Here is a 16,093-nt window from a genome sequence, read left to right as displayed (position 1 = left end):
TCCTTCGATCAGCATTTAAGGTCAGGGTGATCCGTGAATTGCGACAGCGCACCGGGATTGATCAGCCCGGTCAGGTCACGGATAGGTTGGTTGTTCACGGCATCCCGTACGGCCAACTCGGCGGTCTTGCCGGACTTTGTACGCGGGATTTCGGCGACTTTGATTATCTTTGCCGGAACGTGCCGTGGCGACGCGTTGGTACGAATCTCGGACTTGATCCTCGAGACCAGAGCACCATCCAGCAAAACGTCTTCAGGGGTCGTCACGAACAGGACGACACGCACATCGTTGTTGATATTTTGGCCAACTACGACCGAGTCTTCGACCTGTTCGATCTTATCAAGCTGACGGTAAATCTCGGCCGTACCGATCCGAATGCCTCCGGGGTTTAGCGTCGCATCCGAACGGCCCAGAACCACATAGCCGCCATTCCCGCTCTGGACAGTAAAATCACCTTGGCGCCAGATGTTCGGGTAGGTTTCGAAGTAACTGGAACGATAGCGCGCCTGACCGGGATCGTTCAGGAACCGCGTCGGCATCGAAGGGTGAGCATTGCGGCACACCAATTCTCCGGCAACGCCTGTTACCGGATTGCCGTCAGCATCCAGTGTTGCAACGTCCAAACCCAGCATCGGGGCCTGAATCTCACCCTTGTGAACGGGCAACGTCGGGCATCCGCCAATGAAGCAGCCCAGAATATCCGTGCCGCCACAGATCGAGGCTAACTGAACATCGGTCTTCCAGTCCCGATAAACATAGTCGAACCCGTCCGGGGACAAAGGGGAACCGGTCGACAGCACAACACGAAGGAAGGAAAGAGAGTGACTGTCGACCGGCCGCACACCGCGTTTTTGCGCGGCATCAATGAATTTTGCTGAGATCCCGAAATGAGTGACCCGCTCTGCCTCGACCAGATCAAACAGGCGGGAAATGCCCGGATGGGCCGGATTACCGTCAAACAGGATGACCGTTGCCTCAGAGGCAAGCGCGGCAACCTGCCAGTTCCACATCATCCAGTTGCAAGTGGTGTAGTAGAACATCCGGTCGCCAGCCTGCAGATCACAGTGCAGCTGTTGCTCAACCAGCATGCGCAACAGCGTGCCGCCCCCTGAATGCTCGATGCACTTAGGCTTACCGGTCGTGCCGGACGAGAACATCACGTAGAGCGGATCACGAAATCCCATCGGACGACATTCCAGAGACGGGGCATCCACTGGTATGAAACTGTCATACGAGGTCATCCCCTCGGGCAAATCGGACCCGTCCTGAGCGTGAGGCCAGACAACGATCTGCTCGATCGCAGGCACGCGCGAGGCGACATTTGCGATGGCCTCGCGGGTATCGAAGACCTTGCCGTTGTAGAAATAGCCATCTGCCGCGAACATCAGCTTGGGTGCGATCTGGCCAAAGCGGTCCACGACCACGTCCGGCCCGCTTTCAGGCGCACAAGACGACCACACGGCACCCAGCGAGGCTGTGGCCAGCATGGCTGCCACGGTCTGCGGCATGTTTGGCACAAATCCAACGACATGATCGCCGGCAACAATTCCTGCAACTTTCAGGGCGGCCGCCAGACGCTCGACTTCACGCTTTAACTCGGCACGGCTCCACCGCATGCGGCGGCCATCTTCACCATAAAAGACAATCGCATCTCTATCGTCTGGGTTCTTCAGGAAGGTTTCGACAATGTTCAGCTGCGCGTCTGGAAAAAACCGGACATTCAGGGGATCCGCGTCACCAATCAGAGCCGTGCCCCCGGACTCGCCAACCAGACCGCAAAAATCCCACGCCAGGCGCCAGAACTCGTCCGCATGATCCACGGACCAACGATGCAGATCGGCATGGCTGGCGAAAGATGCCCCGGCATGATCAGCTGCGGCTGTCTGGAACGCAGCAAGGCGAGCCTGTGCGATTTTCTCGGCACTAGGTGTCCAGAGCAGGTCGGTGTCCAACATGGTGAAACAGGCCCCCAATCGGCGAAAGTTGAGAGTCGGCAGGCGACGAAGTTGCGCGAAGCTACTTTCAAAAATCTGGCGGGTTCGATACAATTTTCGTCAGGAGGAATACTTTTGTCGTCATTTTCCCATGAAAAATTCGAATTCCTGCTGCTGGACGGATTTTCCAACATGGTTCTGGCCAGCGCCTTGGAACCTCTCCGCGATGTCAAAATGCGGGCGATGTTTGCCAGTCTCGAATGGGAGATCACTACGCTTGATGGCGTGCCAGTCGAGAGTTCGAGTGGGATACAAGTAACTCCAAACCGGCCATTCGATCCGGGCGATACCAATGGAACTCTTGTGATCGTTGCGGGGTATCGAGTGCGACAACAAGTAAGCAGGTCCTTGGTCACGGCAATTCGGCAAGCAGCACGTGCTGCGCGGCGTGTGTTGGCATTAGATACAGCCGCCTGGATACTGGCAGAGAGTGGTCTGCTGGACGGTCACGAAGCCACAATTCACTGGCAGGAACTGGACGCCTTTCAAGAGACATTCCCTAAGATCGAGGTCTCGAACGCTCGGTTCGTTCAGTCGGGGTCTTTCATGACCTGCGGCGGAGCCAGCACCTCGCTGGAGTTAATACTAGACCTTATTCAGAACCTTTTCGGTCCTGCAGCAGCCTTTGATGCGTCAAACATGTTCATCTATGATCCTGCGCGCCAGAATGAGCTTAACCGCGGCTCTCAACGACTGCGCGACAGAGGCTCGCCGAAACTTCTAGAGGCACTGAACGTTATAGCCGAAAACGTAGAGAACCCGCTGACAACCTTTGAACTTGCAGATCGGGTCTCAATTTCTGAGCGCAGCTTAAGCCGAGCCTTTGCCGAGGAACTCGGGATGACGACCGGGAAGTATTACAAGCTTTACCGCCTACAACATGCCCGCTACTTGGCGCAGGAAACACGACTGAGCCTTGAACAAATTGCCCTCAGATGCGGCTTTTCTTGTGCATCTGCCCTTGGCCGTTCGTTCACCAAAGAATTCGGAAAACCGATCAGCACCTTCCGACCGTAATTACGTGCCGTTTCGAAACGCCGTTGGCGTTTGCCCAAACTCGGCCTTGAACGCCCGTGTCATCGCGCTGGCGTTTTCATAACCACAGCGTCCGGCGATTTCTGCGATGGACTGCTCGGTCTCTTCCGACAATGTGCGCGCCAGATTTAGGCGCAAACGGCGGTACAGTGCTTGCGGCGTTGTTTTCAACTCAGCCTGAACGCGCATCTCAATCCGTTTTTGTGAGCACCCGATTTTTCGTGCAACATCTTTAATCGACAACGGGGTCTCAAGGTTCCCCTGCATGACGGTCAATGCACGATTGACGAGTGTATCCTCGGACTTCAATGGCAAAGCATAGTGATCCGCACCCCCGCGGCTCATCAACAGATGTGCGACCTCCATAGACAACAACGGCCCATGGTCCCGACGAATTAGGGCCGAAGCAAGATCAAACGCCGCCATCGCCCCGCTACTAGTCAAACGGTTGCCGTCTATGACAAACCGCTCGCGCACCGCGTTTACTCCGGGAAAAGCTTCTTCAAAACGGGAGAGCTCATCCCAGTGAATTGTCGCGCGGTGATCATCTAGCAACCCGGCCCTCGCCAGCAGCCAACTTCCGGTATCCAGACCGGCTAACTGCGCATGTTTTCCCGCAGCCGACAATACCGCACGAATGGTCTCGCGGCTGTCCAGCTTGAGATAGCCATAGGACGGCATGACAACCAATACGTCACCACGTTGGTCACCCAGAGCACCATTCGGGGTGACAGCAAGTCCGCTAGAGCTTTTCACAACCCCGCCGTCGATCGAACAGAATCGCCAAGCATACAGAGTCTGCCGAGATAGGGTGTTCGCCGCACGCAGTGGCTCGACCATATTGGCGAGGCAATGGTTCGAAAATCCGTCGAACAGTAGAATGTTGTATTGCCGGGTCAAAATTTTTCCAACTTTGCACGATCTCGGGCTAATTCTGCATTTCGTAAAAATGCGCAATGCCGTTTCCTTCGTCAATCACCTATCTAAGGAACACGCGCTATGCAGTTTGGTCTGTCTGAAGAACAGGAAATGATCGTTTCGACAGTTCGCAGCTTTGTCGAAAACGAAATCTACCCACATGAGGCCGAGGTAGAACGCACCGGCCAAGTCCCCCACGAGCTTGGCGAGCAAATAAAGCAAAAGTGCATCGACCTTGGTTTTTACGCTTGTAACTTCCCCGAAGAAGTTGGTGGCGCCGGTCTTTCGCACTTCGATTTCACTCTGGTCGAGCGCGAACTGGGCCGTGGTTCGATGGCTCTAACACACTTCTTTGGCCGTCCTCAGAACATTCTCATGGCCTGTAACGACGAACAGCGTGAACGTTACCTGTTGCCTGCCGTGCGTGGTGAAAAAATGGACGCGCTGGCAATGACCGAACCAGACGCAGGATCCGACGTGCGCGGCATGAAATGTCAGGCCGTCCGCGACGGTGGAGACTGGGTCGTTAACGGATCAAAGCACTTCATTTCGGGCGCTGAGCATGCGGATTTCTTCATCGTCTTCATCGCCACCGGCGTGGATGAGACCCCGAAAGGCCCCAAAAAGCGCATCACCACCTTCCTGGTGGATCGCGGCACGCCCGGTTTTGAGGTGCGCGAGGGCTACAACTCGGTGAGCCACAAGGGCTACAAGAACTACATCCTGTATTTCGACAACTGCCGCCTGCCCGACGCGCAGGTTCTGGGCGAAGTTGATGGCGGCTTTGCCGTGATGAACGAATGGCTTTACGCCACGCGTTTGACGGTTGCGGCCTTCTCGGTTGGTCGTGCGCGCCGCTGTTTTGATTACGCGCTGAACTATGCCGCCGAGCGCAAGCAATTTGGTCAGCCCATCGGCAAGTTCCAAGGCATTGGGTTCCAGATTGCCGACATGATCACCGAAATCGACGCCGCCGATTGGCTGACCCTGTCCGCTGCGTGGCGTCTGGACGAGAACCTGCCGTCGAACCGCGAGATTGCCTCGGCCAAGCTGTACGCCTCAGAAATGCTGGCGCGCGTCACCGACGCGACACTGCAGATCTACGGTGGCATGGGCCTGATGGATGATTTCCCGATCGAACGCTTCTGGCGTGACGCTCGTGTTGAACGCATCTGGGATGGTACCAGCGAAATTCAGCGCCACATCATCAGCCGCGATCTTCTGCGCCCCCTCGGCGCGTAAGACCACGCTACTGCGGTGAGCGGGCTCTGGCATCAAACGCTCTCACCCTGCCAGGGCCCGTTCACCGTTGTATACCACTAACGACACGATCAGGACCGTCGATGAACAAAGATCTCAACCGGCTGCTGCGCCCGAAAACCATTGCCGTCATTGGAGGCGGCGCCTGGTGCCAACAGGTTATTCTGCAATCAGAACGCATGGGCTATGCCGGTCAGATCTGGCCGGTTCACCCTAAGGCAACCGAAATCGCGGGCCACAAAGTTTTTGGTCACCTTGAAGACCTGCCCGAAGCACCTGACGCAGTGTTCATAGGCATCAACCGGCATGCTACGATCGAAGCGGTTCATATCCTGTCCAGCATGGGCGCAGGCGGCGCGGTTTGCTTTGCATCAGGTTTTTCCGAAGCCCTAGCCGAAGATGATGCCGGCGGAGATCTGCAAGAACAGTTGATCGCGGCCGCCGGTGATATGCCAATTCTGGGGCCTAACTGTTATGGCTTCATTAATGCTTTGGACGGAGCACTGCTGTGGCCGGACCAACACGGAGCGACCCCGGTTGAAAAGGGCGTTGCGATCCTGACGCAAAGCTCGAACATCTCGATCAACCTGACCATGCAGAAGCGCGGCCTGCCAATTGCCTATATGGTGACTTGCGGGAACATGGCGCAGACCAGCCAGGCCGAGATCGCCTCAGCTCTGATCGACGATCCGCGTGTGACAGCGGTCGGCCTGCATATCGAGGGGTTCAAAGACATCCGCGAATGGGAAGCACTGGCCGCAAAAGCGCATGACAAGGGCATCCCGTTGGTCGCTTTGAAAGTCGGTGCATCCGAACAAGCACAAGCAGCAACCGTTTCGCACACAGCATCTCTGGCCGGTAGCGACGCTGGTGCGCAGGCGTTGTTGGAACGCCTTGGTATCCCCCGCTTGTCCGCGTTGCCCGATTTTTTGGAAACGCTGAAACTACTGCATTGCTATGGTCCGCTGCCGGGCAGCAACATCGCGTCGATCAGTTGTTCAGGTGGCGAAGCTAGTCTGATTGCAGATATGGCCGTGGGCACAGGCCTGACCTTTCCGCGCCTGACTGACGACAAGAAAGCGCACCTGCGTGATGCGCTCGGCCCGATGGTCGCACTGAACAACCCTCTGGATTATCACACTTATATCTGGCGCGATGAAGAGGCGATGGCAAAAGCCTGGGCCGGCATGACGGGCGAAGATATCGATCTGACCTTCTCAATCGTCGACTATCCAACAACCGACGCAACCGACTGGATCTGTGCCTCACGCGCGGCGATGAAAGTACGCGCAGACACCGGAGCGCGGTTCGCAATTGCCGCGACACTGCCTGAACTCCTCCCTGAAGTTGTGGCGCAAGAACTCATGGACGGAGGCGTAGTGCCCTTCATGGGATTAGGCGAAGCACTTGCTGCCACTCTCGCCGCGGCCCAAATTTCGGCGCCTTCACCGCACCCAGTCTGGTTACCCGGCACCGCCGAAGCCAACCGGACCCTGACCGAAGGCGAATCCAAACAGGCGCTGGCCGATTGTGGTCTGCGCATCCCGCAAAACCGCACGGTCAGTGGTGCAGATCAGGCCTGCGCGGCGGCGCAGGAAATGGAGGCCCCATTCGCCGTCAAAGGCGTTGGCCTTGCCCATAAATCCGAGCATTCTGCCGTTCGACTGGGCGTAAAGACTGAAGACGTGGCAAATGTTGCCAAAGATATCGGAACCAACGAGATTCTTGTTGAAGAGATGATCACCGGAACTGTCGCCGAATTGCTGGTCGGCGTTGTCCGTGACCCAGCGCATGGCTTTGTGTTGACGCTAGGCGCAGGCGGCGTTCTGACCGAAGTGCTGCGCGATACCGCATCGCTACTGGTGCCCAGCTCGCCCGACGATATCCGTTCCGCGCTTGGCAAACTGAAGATCGCGCCGCTGCTGGCGGGCTATCGGGGCCAACCAGCCGCTGATATGGATGCAATCATTGCCGCGGTTGAGGCCGTTCAGGCTTATGTCATGCAAAATGCCGACACGCTTGGCGAGGTCGAAATTAACCCGCTCCTCTGCACGCCTGACAAGGCCGTTGCTGTGGATGCTCTCATCAGAAAGGCCTGAGATATGGACCCGATCAAAACCCGCCGCGAAGGCGCGATCCTCGAAGTGACGCTGGACCGGCCCAAAGCCAACGCCATCGACCTTGCGACCAGTCGCAGAATGGGCGAAGTTTTTGCCGAGTTCCGCGACGATCCCGAACTGCGCGTAGCTATCCTGACCGGCGCCGGTGAAAAATTCTTCTGCCCCGGTTGGGACCTGAAAGCGGCCGCAGACGGCGATGCGGTCGATGGCGATTATGGTGTCGGAGGCTTTGGCGGCCTGCAGGAACTTCGCGATCTGAACAAACCGGTGATTGCTGCCGTGAACGGTATCGCCTGTGGTGGCGGGCTAGAACTGGCGATCTCGGCTGACATGATCATCGCGGCGGAACACGCCACTTTCGCGCTGCCGGAAATTCGCTCGGGAACGGTGGCCGATGCGGCCAGCGTAAAGCTGCCCAAGCGCATCCCCTATCACATCGCGATGGAACTGCTGCTGACCGGTCGGTGGTTTGACGCTGAGGAGGCCAACCGCTGGGGTCTGGTCAACGAAATCGTCACTGCCGATCAACTGATGGACCGCGCGTGGGAACTGGCCCGTCTGCTCGCATCAGGCCCGCCGCTGGTCTACGCCGCGATCAAAGAGGTCGTACGCGACGCCGAAGACAGCAAGTTCCAGGACGCCATGAACCGCATCACCAAGCGCCAGCTGCGCACTGTGGATGTTCTTTATGCCAGTGAAGACCAGTTGGAAGGTGCGCGCGCCTTTGCTGAAAAACGCGATCCCGTTTGGAAAGGAAAATAAATCCGTTTCCGGCGTAAGCCGACAAAAGACAAGCATTCCTGGCCGCCAAGGCCGGGAATTGCCATTTGGGTGCATTACTTTTGGAGTACACCCACGAGGGCCTGACCGGGTCCGGCGTCCCAAAAACCGTCGCGTCCAAGAACCCAATACCCAAAATCCGATCTTGAAAACTGGTTAGACATTGGGACGAGGCTTTTGCCCTTGATCAGGTCTTTGATGATACCCGTCCATCCAAGTGCCACGCCCGCACCGCTCAGTGCGAGATGCAAGGCCATACCGTGATCATTGACAACCAACCGGTCTCTCGACAACTCCCAATCCTCACCAGCGCCATCGCGCCACGCCTGCCATCCTAGCCAGCGTTTCTCGGGGTCTTCCTGTTCAATCAAGGTCATTTCGGACACATCAATACTGCCATCAGAACGTCGATGGCGTTCGATAAGACTGGGTGATGCGACCGGACAAACGGCCTCGTCTATCAGTTTGCGCGCTTCGTATCCCGGCCATTGGCCCCGTCCGAACAATATCCAGCAATCCACGTTTTCCTGTAAAAGATCGACGTCCTTGACCAAAGTGACCAGCTTGACCCGAGTGCCCAATTTCGAGGACAGCTCTGGAATTCTTGAAGACAGCCAATACGTTCCAATCCCGGGATAAGTCGCGATGGAGAACGCGCTACCGTCATCTCTGGCGCGAATTCGGGCTGCTGCTGTGCGAATACCGCGAAATGCATTCGAGACCGCCTCGTACAGGTCCGTTGCTTCAGGGGTCGGTGTCAGACGCCCATGTGTTTTGTCGAAAAGGACAACTTCCAAATCCTGCTCAAGCTGTTTGATCTGATAACTGATGGCCGGTTGCTGGACGTTCAGTTCTTTGGCGGCCAACGTATAACTGCCGTGTCGGTACACTTTTTCGAATGCCTTCAGGCCCTTGAGTGTCGGGAGGTTGTCATCCATCGAAAAATTCTATCTCTTGCTCAGATTTTTCCGAGTATTGTAGAAAATAATTTCTGATAAGACAGCAAAATTGTGTGCAGCTTGCGGTTTGGGAGGACCAATTTGGCTACGGGAAATCTAAAATTTTTGAATACCTTTCGCGTTCAAACCATTCGGTTTGTCGCGTTACGCGCAGCCAATCGGCGCGGCGACTCTGTACATGGTAAGAATGGGGAGGATTGACCATGCAGTTTCACTTTGATGCGTTAGGGCAAACAGCGGCCAACTTTGTTCCGCTATCCCCATTGTCTTTCCTAAACCGCGCCGCTGCACTCTACGGCTCGCAAACGGCCGTTGCGTATGGAGACCTGCGTCGCGATTGGTCCGAAGTCGTAAGGCGATCCCATGTAGTGGCTCGGGGATTAGCGGGATTGGGTATAGCCAAGGGCGATACGGTATCCGTGCTCTGCCCAAATATTCCCGAGTTGTTCGAGCTTCACTTTGCCGTGCCCCTGACCGGAGCCGTTTTGAACACGCTGAACACACGGCTGGAACCCGAGACGATCGCATACATCCTGGATCATGCCGACACCAAACTGGTGATTGTCGATCGGGAACTAGCCCCCCTGTTATCCAAGGCATTTGCGCGGCTTGGCCGGAAGATCCCGGTAGTTGAAATCACCGATCCGAGTGCCGTTGCAGGCGAAACACTTGGGGGACATGATTACGCCGACCTGCTGAACGGTGAGACTGTCGATACCACTCCGTCTCTGCCCGATGACGAATGGGACGCTATTGCGCTCAATTACACATCTGGCACATCCGGGCATCCTAAAGGAGTCGTGTATCATCACCGCGGCGCGTATCTGATGGCATTGGGGACGGTGGCGGCTTGGCAGATGCCAAATCATCCGGTCTATCTGTCCGTTGTACCAATGTTTCATTGCAATGGATGGGGGCATCCTTGGGTGATGGCCCTGCTGGGCGGCACAATGGTTTTCACGCGCACACCAGCTGCCGACAAGATCATAGCGGCCATTCACGAACATGGCGTAACCCATCTGGGCGCTGCACCTATTGTCCTGCAAATGCTGGCCGAGGTCGAAACGGGCACTAGTGCTCCGTTTGATCCACCCATCAAGGTAATGACGGCAGGTGCGCCGCCTCCGCCTTCGGTGCTTGAAAAGACAAAAGCCATGGGGCTGGATGTCATGCAGGTCTACGGCTTGACCGAAACATATGGCCATATATCGCAGTGTCTTTGGCAAGACGGCTGGGACAACGAAAGCCCTGCGGAACAAGCTCGATTGCAAGCGCAACAAGGAATTGCCTTTCCAATGGTCGAAGCCGTGGACGTAGTAGACCGCGACACCGGAAAATCCGTACCCCGAGACGGCGAAACGCAAGGCGAAATCGCCATTCGCGGCAACACAGTTATGAAGGGCTATTACAAGGATGCGGATGCTACGGCAGAGGCGTTCAAAGGAGGCAACTTCTGGTCCGGAGATGCTGCCGTTGTGAACCCAGACGGCTATATGCAAATCCGAGATCGTCTCAAGGACGTGATAATATCCGGCGGTGAGAACATCTCGTCAGTTGAAGTCGAGGCCGTCCTGTACCGTCACCCATCCGTTCAAGCTGCTGCAGTAGTTGCCAAACCGGATCCCAAATGGGGAGAAGTTCCCTGCGCCTTTATCGAGCTACGCCCGGGGCATGACGTGCAGGCCGAAGAGATCATCAGCTTTTGCAGAGAGCATCTGGCGGGCTTCAAAACCCCCAAAGCGGTCGTCTTTACGGACTTGCCCAAGACCTCAACCGGTAAAATCCAAAAGTTTCAGTTGAGAGAGCGGGTCTAAGAAATCGGTTTGATTACAAAATGATGCGCGCGCTTGAGTAAGCTTAAATCGCGCGCCTCACTTCATCAACATAATGCGGTGCCAATGCCCTTCTGCACCATTTTGATTTCAAGCAAAGACCCCGGGGGTGACCGCAAGTTCTACGGGGACATCTCCTAGAACCAGTTGACTTTATCCAGCTTGCTTTGCGCGTGAACTTTCATGTCACCCAATTGAGCCTTACCAAACAACGCCTCTTTTCTAACCTTCGCTGGTGCAGTCAATGACAAGTTGCTGATCCGGACATCGTCCAAGATGATCGGCACCAAATCCAGCGTCAGTGGGCACGGCGCGAACGTTTTCACCAAAGAACGCACATCCTGCCCGTTTTCTCGGACCGGATCTTTCACCAAGCGTGGTCTAATCGTGCCCTCGCGGCAAAGTCTTTTGCCCGGCATCAGCCGCCGGGATCAAATCACCCCAGCCCTCCATCCTTGGATGAACCTTAATTCGTGGATGATTTAGCCGATTAGCAGCCTCCCGCGGCACCGTTTGGAATCACCCGAACGCCAACTTCCGACCTTTGGCCAGGTCAGGGAAAACGGAGAGGTGCAGTGTGCTCATTATTAAGGGAAATTATTCTGTTTACTTTAGCTGATACCAAGACTAAACGTAAGTCAATCTGTTTACTTTCTTCAGCTGCAGCGCATGACAACTGAGACCCACAAATTCTATTGCGTTCTAGTTATCAAGGCAGGCCCAAGACGAACAAAATAAAGCAAAAACAATAATCTTACAGAAAAAGTAGCAGTTTCGCAGAGCAGCATGACTGAAAATCAGAACTGTGCTGCAACGGAATGAGCCATCTGGCAGAGTTAGTCAGACCCCCCTCGCTGACTTAGCCTTAATGAGCTCCCCGCTGACCTCTGTTCCCACCACTCCAGAGGTCAGCGGGTACGATCCCAATAATTGGTAACCGCGATCAAAAAATATCAGCTATCCGAAGCTTGTCTGCGATCAAGCACCGCTAGTGAAATCGCAACGTCCTGTGCCGCCAGGCCCGTAAGATCAGCGACAGTGACTTCTGTATCGGACTGACGACCCGGATGCGCAAGTGAGAGAATATCACCCAAAGTAACCACATCCGAAGAGGTAATTCGTGATGCGTTGGACAAGGTTTGGAACTCGCCATGATCCAGGGATTGCTCGGGTGAATCACAAACCAAAAGACTTGCTTGGGCACACAGCTCAGCGTCGAGCTCTTGTTTTCCGGGACAATCCGCGCCGACTGCTGTTATGTGCGTTCCGGGGCGTACCCATTCACGCTTGATCAATGGTGCCTTAGAAGGGGTGGTCGTTATGACCACCTGCGCAAGTGAACACGACTTAGACAAATCATCCGAGGGCTGTGCGTCTAACCCACCGCTTTCCAGTTCACGTGCTGTAATACCGGCCTGTTCCGAATTTCGCCCCCAGATCATGAAGGACAAACGACGATCTAGGAACAATTGTTGCAAGCATTGCGCCTGATGTCGCGCCTGTAGCCCAGTTCCCACGATGAGAACACGATCGAACCCATCAACCGCCAGCGCGTGGGTCGCCAGCGCTCCACCGATACCGGTTCGGATGTCTGTCAACCAGCCTTCGTCCTGAAGAAATGCCAAGGGTTTGCCTGTTTCGGCGGACAGAACAAGGTTCATCCCATTGGAGCTCGGCAAACCCTTGGATGGGTTATTGTAAAACCCCGTAGCGATCTTGATGACAAAAGCACTGTCACCCGCGATGTGACCGGACTTTACGTGACAGTCACCATCTGCATCAGGGAAACCTAAATAGGTGACGGGCGGGGCCTGAACCCTGCCCTGTGCGGCCGCGATATATGCTGCCCGCACCGCCTCGACAGCCGTGGGAAAATCGAACAGCTGTTGTATCTGTGACTTGTCCAGTTCGATCATCGGCCCGTTCTCTATTGACCAGCGTGACGGGCGAGGAAGCCCGAGAACTTGGCGAGACCTGCCTTAAGGTCGGCAGTCGGATTGGTGTAGCCGAGGCGCAGCCAGCCTTCCATGTCCATAGCGCTGCCAGGGGTCAGCATAACGCCTTCTTCCTTCAACAGTGTCACACACAGATCACGAGACGACATTGGCAAGTCGTATTTCAAAAGAGCGGTTGTACCCGATTTCGGCATTACCCAACTGATCAAAGGTTCATTCTCGATCCAGTCTTTTACAATCTGCAGGTTCTCACGGGTAATTCTTTGAGCCCGGGCCAAAATCTTGTCCCGGTTTTCTAGCGCCATTGCAGCCAACAGTTCATCAACTTGCCCGACTGAGATCGTGTTGTAGTCGCGGTGGATCATGACGTCGTGCAACATATCTTTCGGCCCGGCGATCCAGCCAACACGCAGACCAGCCAGAGAGTACGCTTTGGACACCCCAGCCGTGCTGATCCCCTTCTCATAGAGGTCAACGACTGCGGCCGTGAAACCACCACCAGTCTGATCGGTGCCGCGATAGACTTCGTCACACAACAACCACGCATCCACACTTCGCGCGATTTCGACGATCTGTTCCAACATGGCCCGATCCATCAGGGCTCCGGTCGGGTTGTTCGGGTTGTTGATTGCGATCAGACGCGTGTCAGACCGGACCATCGCGCGCAGCTCGTCCAAATCAGGCAGGAAGTCGTTTTCGGGGCGCAGATGCAACAACTCAATCTCAGCGCCAATGCTCTCAGGGATCGAGTAGTGTTGCTGATAGGTCGGGATCACGGAAATCACGTGATCGCCGCGCGAGACCAGTGTCTGATGCACAAGTGAGTTTGCGCCGATGGTTCCGTGGGTTGTGAGGATATTGTCGCGGGTTTGGTTCTCGTAAAGACTGCTGACCGCGTCGCGCAGACGGTCAGACCCTTCGATCGCGCCATAGGTCATTTTCATAGCGGACAGATCGTTAAGTATGCTGTTGTGCTGGCCAGCCATTTCAAACAGCTCTCCCAGAGTAATCGATTCAACGCAGGTTTCCGCCAGGTTGAGGTCGCACTTGGTTTCAAACTCGTTCATCCACATTTCGACGCCGAAAGGTCTGATGTCCATGGGTCTTACTCCTACAGTCTCAGTTACGCCGAAGCCGCGTCATAGACGGCGCGGGCCATGAAGATGTCTTCCAGCCCCAAGCCGATTGAGCGGAAGAACACAGGCTTGCTACCCGAGGGCTTGTCGCAGGTTTCGGTCTGCAATTCGGCCAGATCCCCAAGGATGGCGTTCGGCGACCATCCAGCCTCGGCCGCCAGTTTCATCTCACCCGCCGATGCAGGTGTGGTCGCACGGTAGTCGCAGTAGACTTCAGCGTCGTTCAGGAAAGTTGGATCGACTTCGTGCGCGTTGGCAACGTTGGTGCTGATCGAGGTGACCAACGCACCTGGCGCGACCGAAGCAGCGTCAAAAACTGGCGTCCCGGAAGAGGTGCAAAGCATGACAACGTCCGCGCTTGCCCCTGCGGCCTCGGCACTGTCGACAATCTGTACGCGTGCGTCTGCATCGCGCCACTGTGCAGCTACTTCAGCGTTGGCACCCAGACTTGGCGAATAAACACGTATTTCCTGCCAATCCCGAAGGGCTAGAACATGTTTCAGATGGGCTTGCGCGACCTTGCCCGAGCCGATGATTGCCAAAACGCCCGCTTCTTTGCGCGCCAGATGATCAACGGCCAGAGCAGTCGTGGCAGCCGTGCGCTCGGTGGTCAGTTCGCCAGAGTCGCACAACATCAACGGCTGGCCGGTTTCCATCGACATTAGAACGGTCCAAGCGGTGATGATCGGCTTACCGGGCTTCACCAAATAAGGGGACAGTTTGGCGCCAAACAGATCGGCTCCGGTGCTTGCGCCCAGATAGGTGATGAAGTCACCTTTGTCCTCAGGAAACAGCGTCAGAGTTTGCGAGGGCTGCACAGCCTGTCCGCGCCCCAGCTCGGTGAACAGCGCACGCATCGCCCCCAAGGCGTCCACGGTGGGCAGAAGAGATTTAACGGCGGCCACGTCGAGTACGAGGGCGGATTGCGGGGTGGCGGTCATATTGGGAACTCCGTTGTGAAACCGACGCAGCGGGTATTGAAGATCTTTGGGTTTAGCATGATCCTGGCCCTGTAGAAGGCCAAGACTGCTGTGGGACAAAGCCCCGGTTGTTAGGCGTCAATCTGGCCGATCGCGGATTGGAAGGTCGATAAGCCGACATTCCGTCCACTGATGACCACGATGGCGCGTTTGGGGTCCATCTCACGTACCTCTGGCGACAATGCGGCGATGACTGCTGTGACTGAGCCGCCCTCAATGATCATGCCCTCGGTATTCGCGAAACGCGCCATTTCCGGGGCAAGCTCTTCTTCTGAAACCAGGACAGCCTTGTCCATGAAGTCGCGGATGATCGGAAAGGTGTATTGGTTCCGCAAACCGATCGCACCTGTAATGCTACTAGCGAGGCTGGGGTATTCGTCAACATGCACTGGCTTGCCCGCTTCAAGACTGCGGACCATGCCCGGTTCGATCTCCATCGACGATCCGACAACCTTGATATCAGGCGAGATCGATTTGGACGCCAACGCAATGCCAGACAGCAAACCGCCCCCGGATAAAGGCGACATGATCAAATCCGCGTCGGGCAAATCGGTCAGCGCTTCCAGCGCTATGGTCCCCTGCCCTGCAATAACGCGGAGATCATCAAAGGGATCAGCCCAAGTGTAACCGTTCTCCTCGATCAACTGATCGGCGTAGGCCTGAGCCTCATCCTGCGTGTCCCCATGAACGATAACCTCAGCCCCATAGCCGCGCATCGCCTGCCGCTTGTTCTCTGGACACAGCGAGCAGACAACCACTCGCGCCTTCACACCAAGACGTTTGGCCAGATAGGCCACCGCGCGCCCGTGATTACCGCTGGACACGGCCATGATCCCGCGGGCTTTCTCCTCATCGGTGAGCTGAAGGATACGGTTCGAAGCCCCACGCAGTTTGAAACTGCCGGTGACCTGCATGTTCTCCAACTTCAGCCAGATTTCGAACCCTGCCCGTTCCGACAAGCTTTCGGAGAACACCAAAGGTGTCTTGCGGATAATCGGGGCAATCCGTGACCGTGCGCACATGATTTCTTGCAAAGAGACATATTTGCTGGGCGAGGTCATGCCAAAGCTCCTGTTCAGTGAATAAGGTGCAGTCCGTTATCCGCTGTCGCCACAACGTTTGCC

13 protein-coding genes are annotated in these 16,093 nt (G+C 56.0%); 5 read left to right on the top strand and 8 right to left on the bottom strand.

The annotated features are described in order from the left end of the window. Nucleotides 1–8: 8 nt before the first annotated feature. Nucleotides 9–1,955, bottom strand: coding sequence for an acetoacetate--CoA ligase (locus tag ACR0EO_RS14910; protein WP_480691275.1), 1,947 nt, complete (start codon nt 1,953–1,955; stop codon nt 9–11). A 114-nt stretch (nt 1,956–2,069) separates the two neighbouring features. On the opposite strand from ACR0EO_RS14910, the gene ACR0EO_RS14905 reads away from it, so the two are divergent. Continuing rightward, nucleotides 2,070–3,011 carry a GlxA family transcriptional regulator gene (locus ACR0EO_RS14905; RefSeq protein WP_480691273.1) on the top strand — a complete coding sequence of 314 codons (942 nt, stop codon included), beginning with the start codon at nt 2,070–2,072 and terminating at the stop codon, nt 3,009–3,011. Here the strand turns inward: ACR0EO_RS14905 and ACR0EO_RS14900 are convergent, their stop codons facing one another. Then, a complete protein-coding gene (locus ACR0EO_RS14900) occupies nt 3,012–3,929 on the bottom strand; it encodes a GlxA family transcriptional regulator (protein WP_480691271.1) in 918 nt (305 codons plus the stop codon). Nucleotides 3,930–4,028: 99 nt separating this feature from the next. On the opposite strand from ACR0EO_RS14900, the gene ACR0EO_RS14895 reads away from it, so the two are divergent. The 3 genes from ACR0EO_RS14895 to ACR0EO_RS14885 all read left to right on the top strand — a co-directional run bounded on the left by ACR0EO_RS14895 (nt 4,029) and on the right by ACR0EO_RS14885 (nt 8,089). Next, the gene (locus tag ACR0EO_RS14895) at nt 4,029–5,189 is read left to right on the top strand and encodes an acyl-CoA dehydrogenase family protein (protein ID WP_480691269.1); all 1,161 of its coding nucleotides are present in this window, start codon (nt 4,029–4,031) and stop codon (nt 5,187–5,189) included. A 101-nt stretch (nt 5,190–5,290) separates the two neighbouring features. Next, nucleotides 5,291–7,306, top strand: a complete 2,016-nt coding sequence (locus ACR0EO_RS14890; RefSeq protein WP_480691267.1) for an acetate--CoA ligase family protein — start codon at nt 5,291–5,293, stop codon at nt 7,304–7,306. A gap of 3 nt (nt 7,307–7,309) precedes the next feature. Continuing rightward, the gene (locus ACR0EO_RS14885; protein ID WP_480691266.1) at nt 7,310–8,089 is read left to right on the top strand and encodes a carnitinyl-CoA dehydratase; all 780 of its coding nucleotides are present in this window, start codon (nt 7,310–7,312) and stop codon (nt 8,087–8,089) included. Nucleotides 8,090–8,163: 74 nt separating this feature from the next. Here ACR0EO_RS14885 and ACR0EO_RS14880 read toward each other — a convergent pair whose 3' ends face one another. Further along, entirely contained in the window at nt 8,164–9,045 is an 882-nt protein-coding gene (locus tag ACR0EO_RS14880) for a LysR family transcriptional regulator (protein WP_480691264.1), read from the bottom strand. A 224-nt stretch (nt 9,046–9,269) separates the two neighbouring features. Between ACR0EO_RS14880 and ACR0EO_RS14875 the strand changes: the two genes are divergently transcribed. Then, nucleotides 9,270–10,880, top strand: coding sequence for an AMP-binding protein (locus ACR0EO_RS14875; RefSeq protein ID WP_480691262.1), 1,611 nt, complete (start codon nt 9,270–9,272; stop codon nt 10,878–10,880). 155 nt (nt 10,881–11,035) lie between these two features. Here ACR0EO_RS14875 and ACR0EO_RS14870 read toward each other — a convergent pair whose 3' ends face one another. The 5 genes from ACR0EO_RS14870 to ACR0EO_RS14850 all read right to left on the bottom strand — a co-directional run bounded on the left by ACR0EO_RS14870 (nt 11,036) and on the right by ACR0EO_RS14850 (nt 16,030). Beyond that, entirely contained in the window at nt 11,036–11,269 is a 234-nt protein-coding gene (locus ACR0EO_RS14870; RefSeq protein WP_480691260.1) for a hypothetical protein, read from the bottom strand. Between the two features lie 582 nt (nt 11,270–11,851). Next, on the bottom strand, nt 11,852–12,814 hold the full coding sequence (locus ACR0EO_RS14865) for an ornithine cyclodeaminase family protein (protein ID WP_480691258.1): 963 nt from the start codon (nt 12,812–12,814) through the stop codon (nt 11,852–11,854). Nucleotides 12,815–12,825: 11 nt separating this feature from the next. Next, complete coding sequence (locus tag ACR0EO_RS14860; protein WP_480691256.1) at nt 12,826–13,953, bottom strand: aminotransferase; 1,128 nt, start codon at nt 13,951–13,953, stop codon at nt 12,826–12,828. A gap of 23 nt (nt 13,954–13,976) precedes the next feature. Beyond that, nucleotides 13,977–14,930: an ornithine cyclodeaminase family protein gene (locus ACR0EO_RS14855; protein ID WP_480691254.1), complete on the bottom strand. Its 954-nt coding sequence runs from the start codon at nt 14,928–14,930 to the stop codon at nt 13,977–13,979. A 110-nt stretch (nt 14,931–15,040) separates the two neighbouring features. After that, complete coding sequence (locus ACR0EO_RS14850; RefSeq protein ID WP_480691252.1) at nt 15,041–16,030, bottom strand: threonine ammonia-lyase; 990 nt, start codon at nt 16,028–16,030, stop codon at nt 15,041–15,043. Nucleotides 16,031–16,093 lie beyond the last annotated feature (63 nt).

The organism is Ruegeria sp. BE9, assembly GCF_056538765.1.
This window is presented reverse-complemented; position numbering and strand designations above follow the sequence as displayed.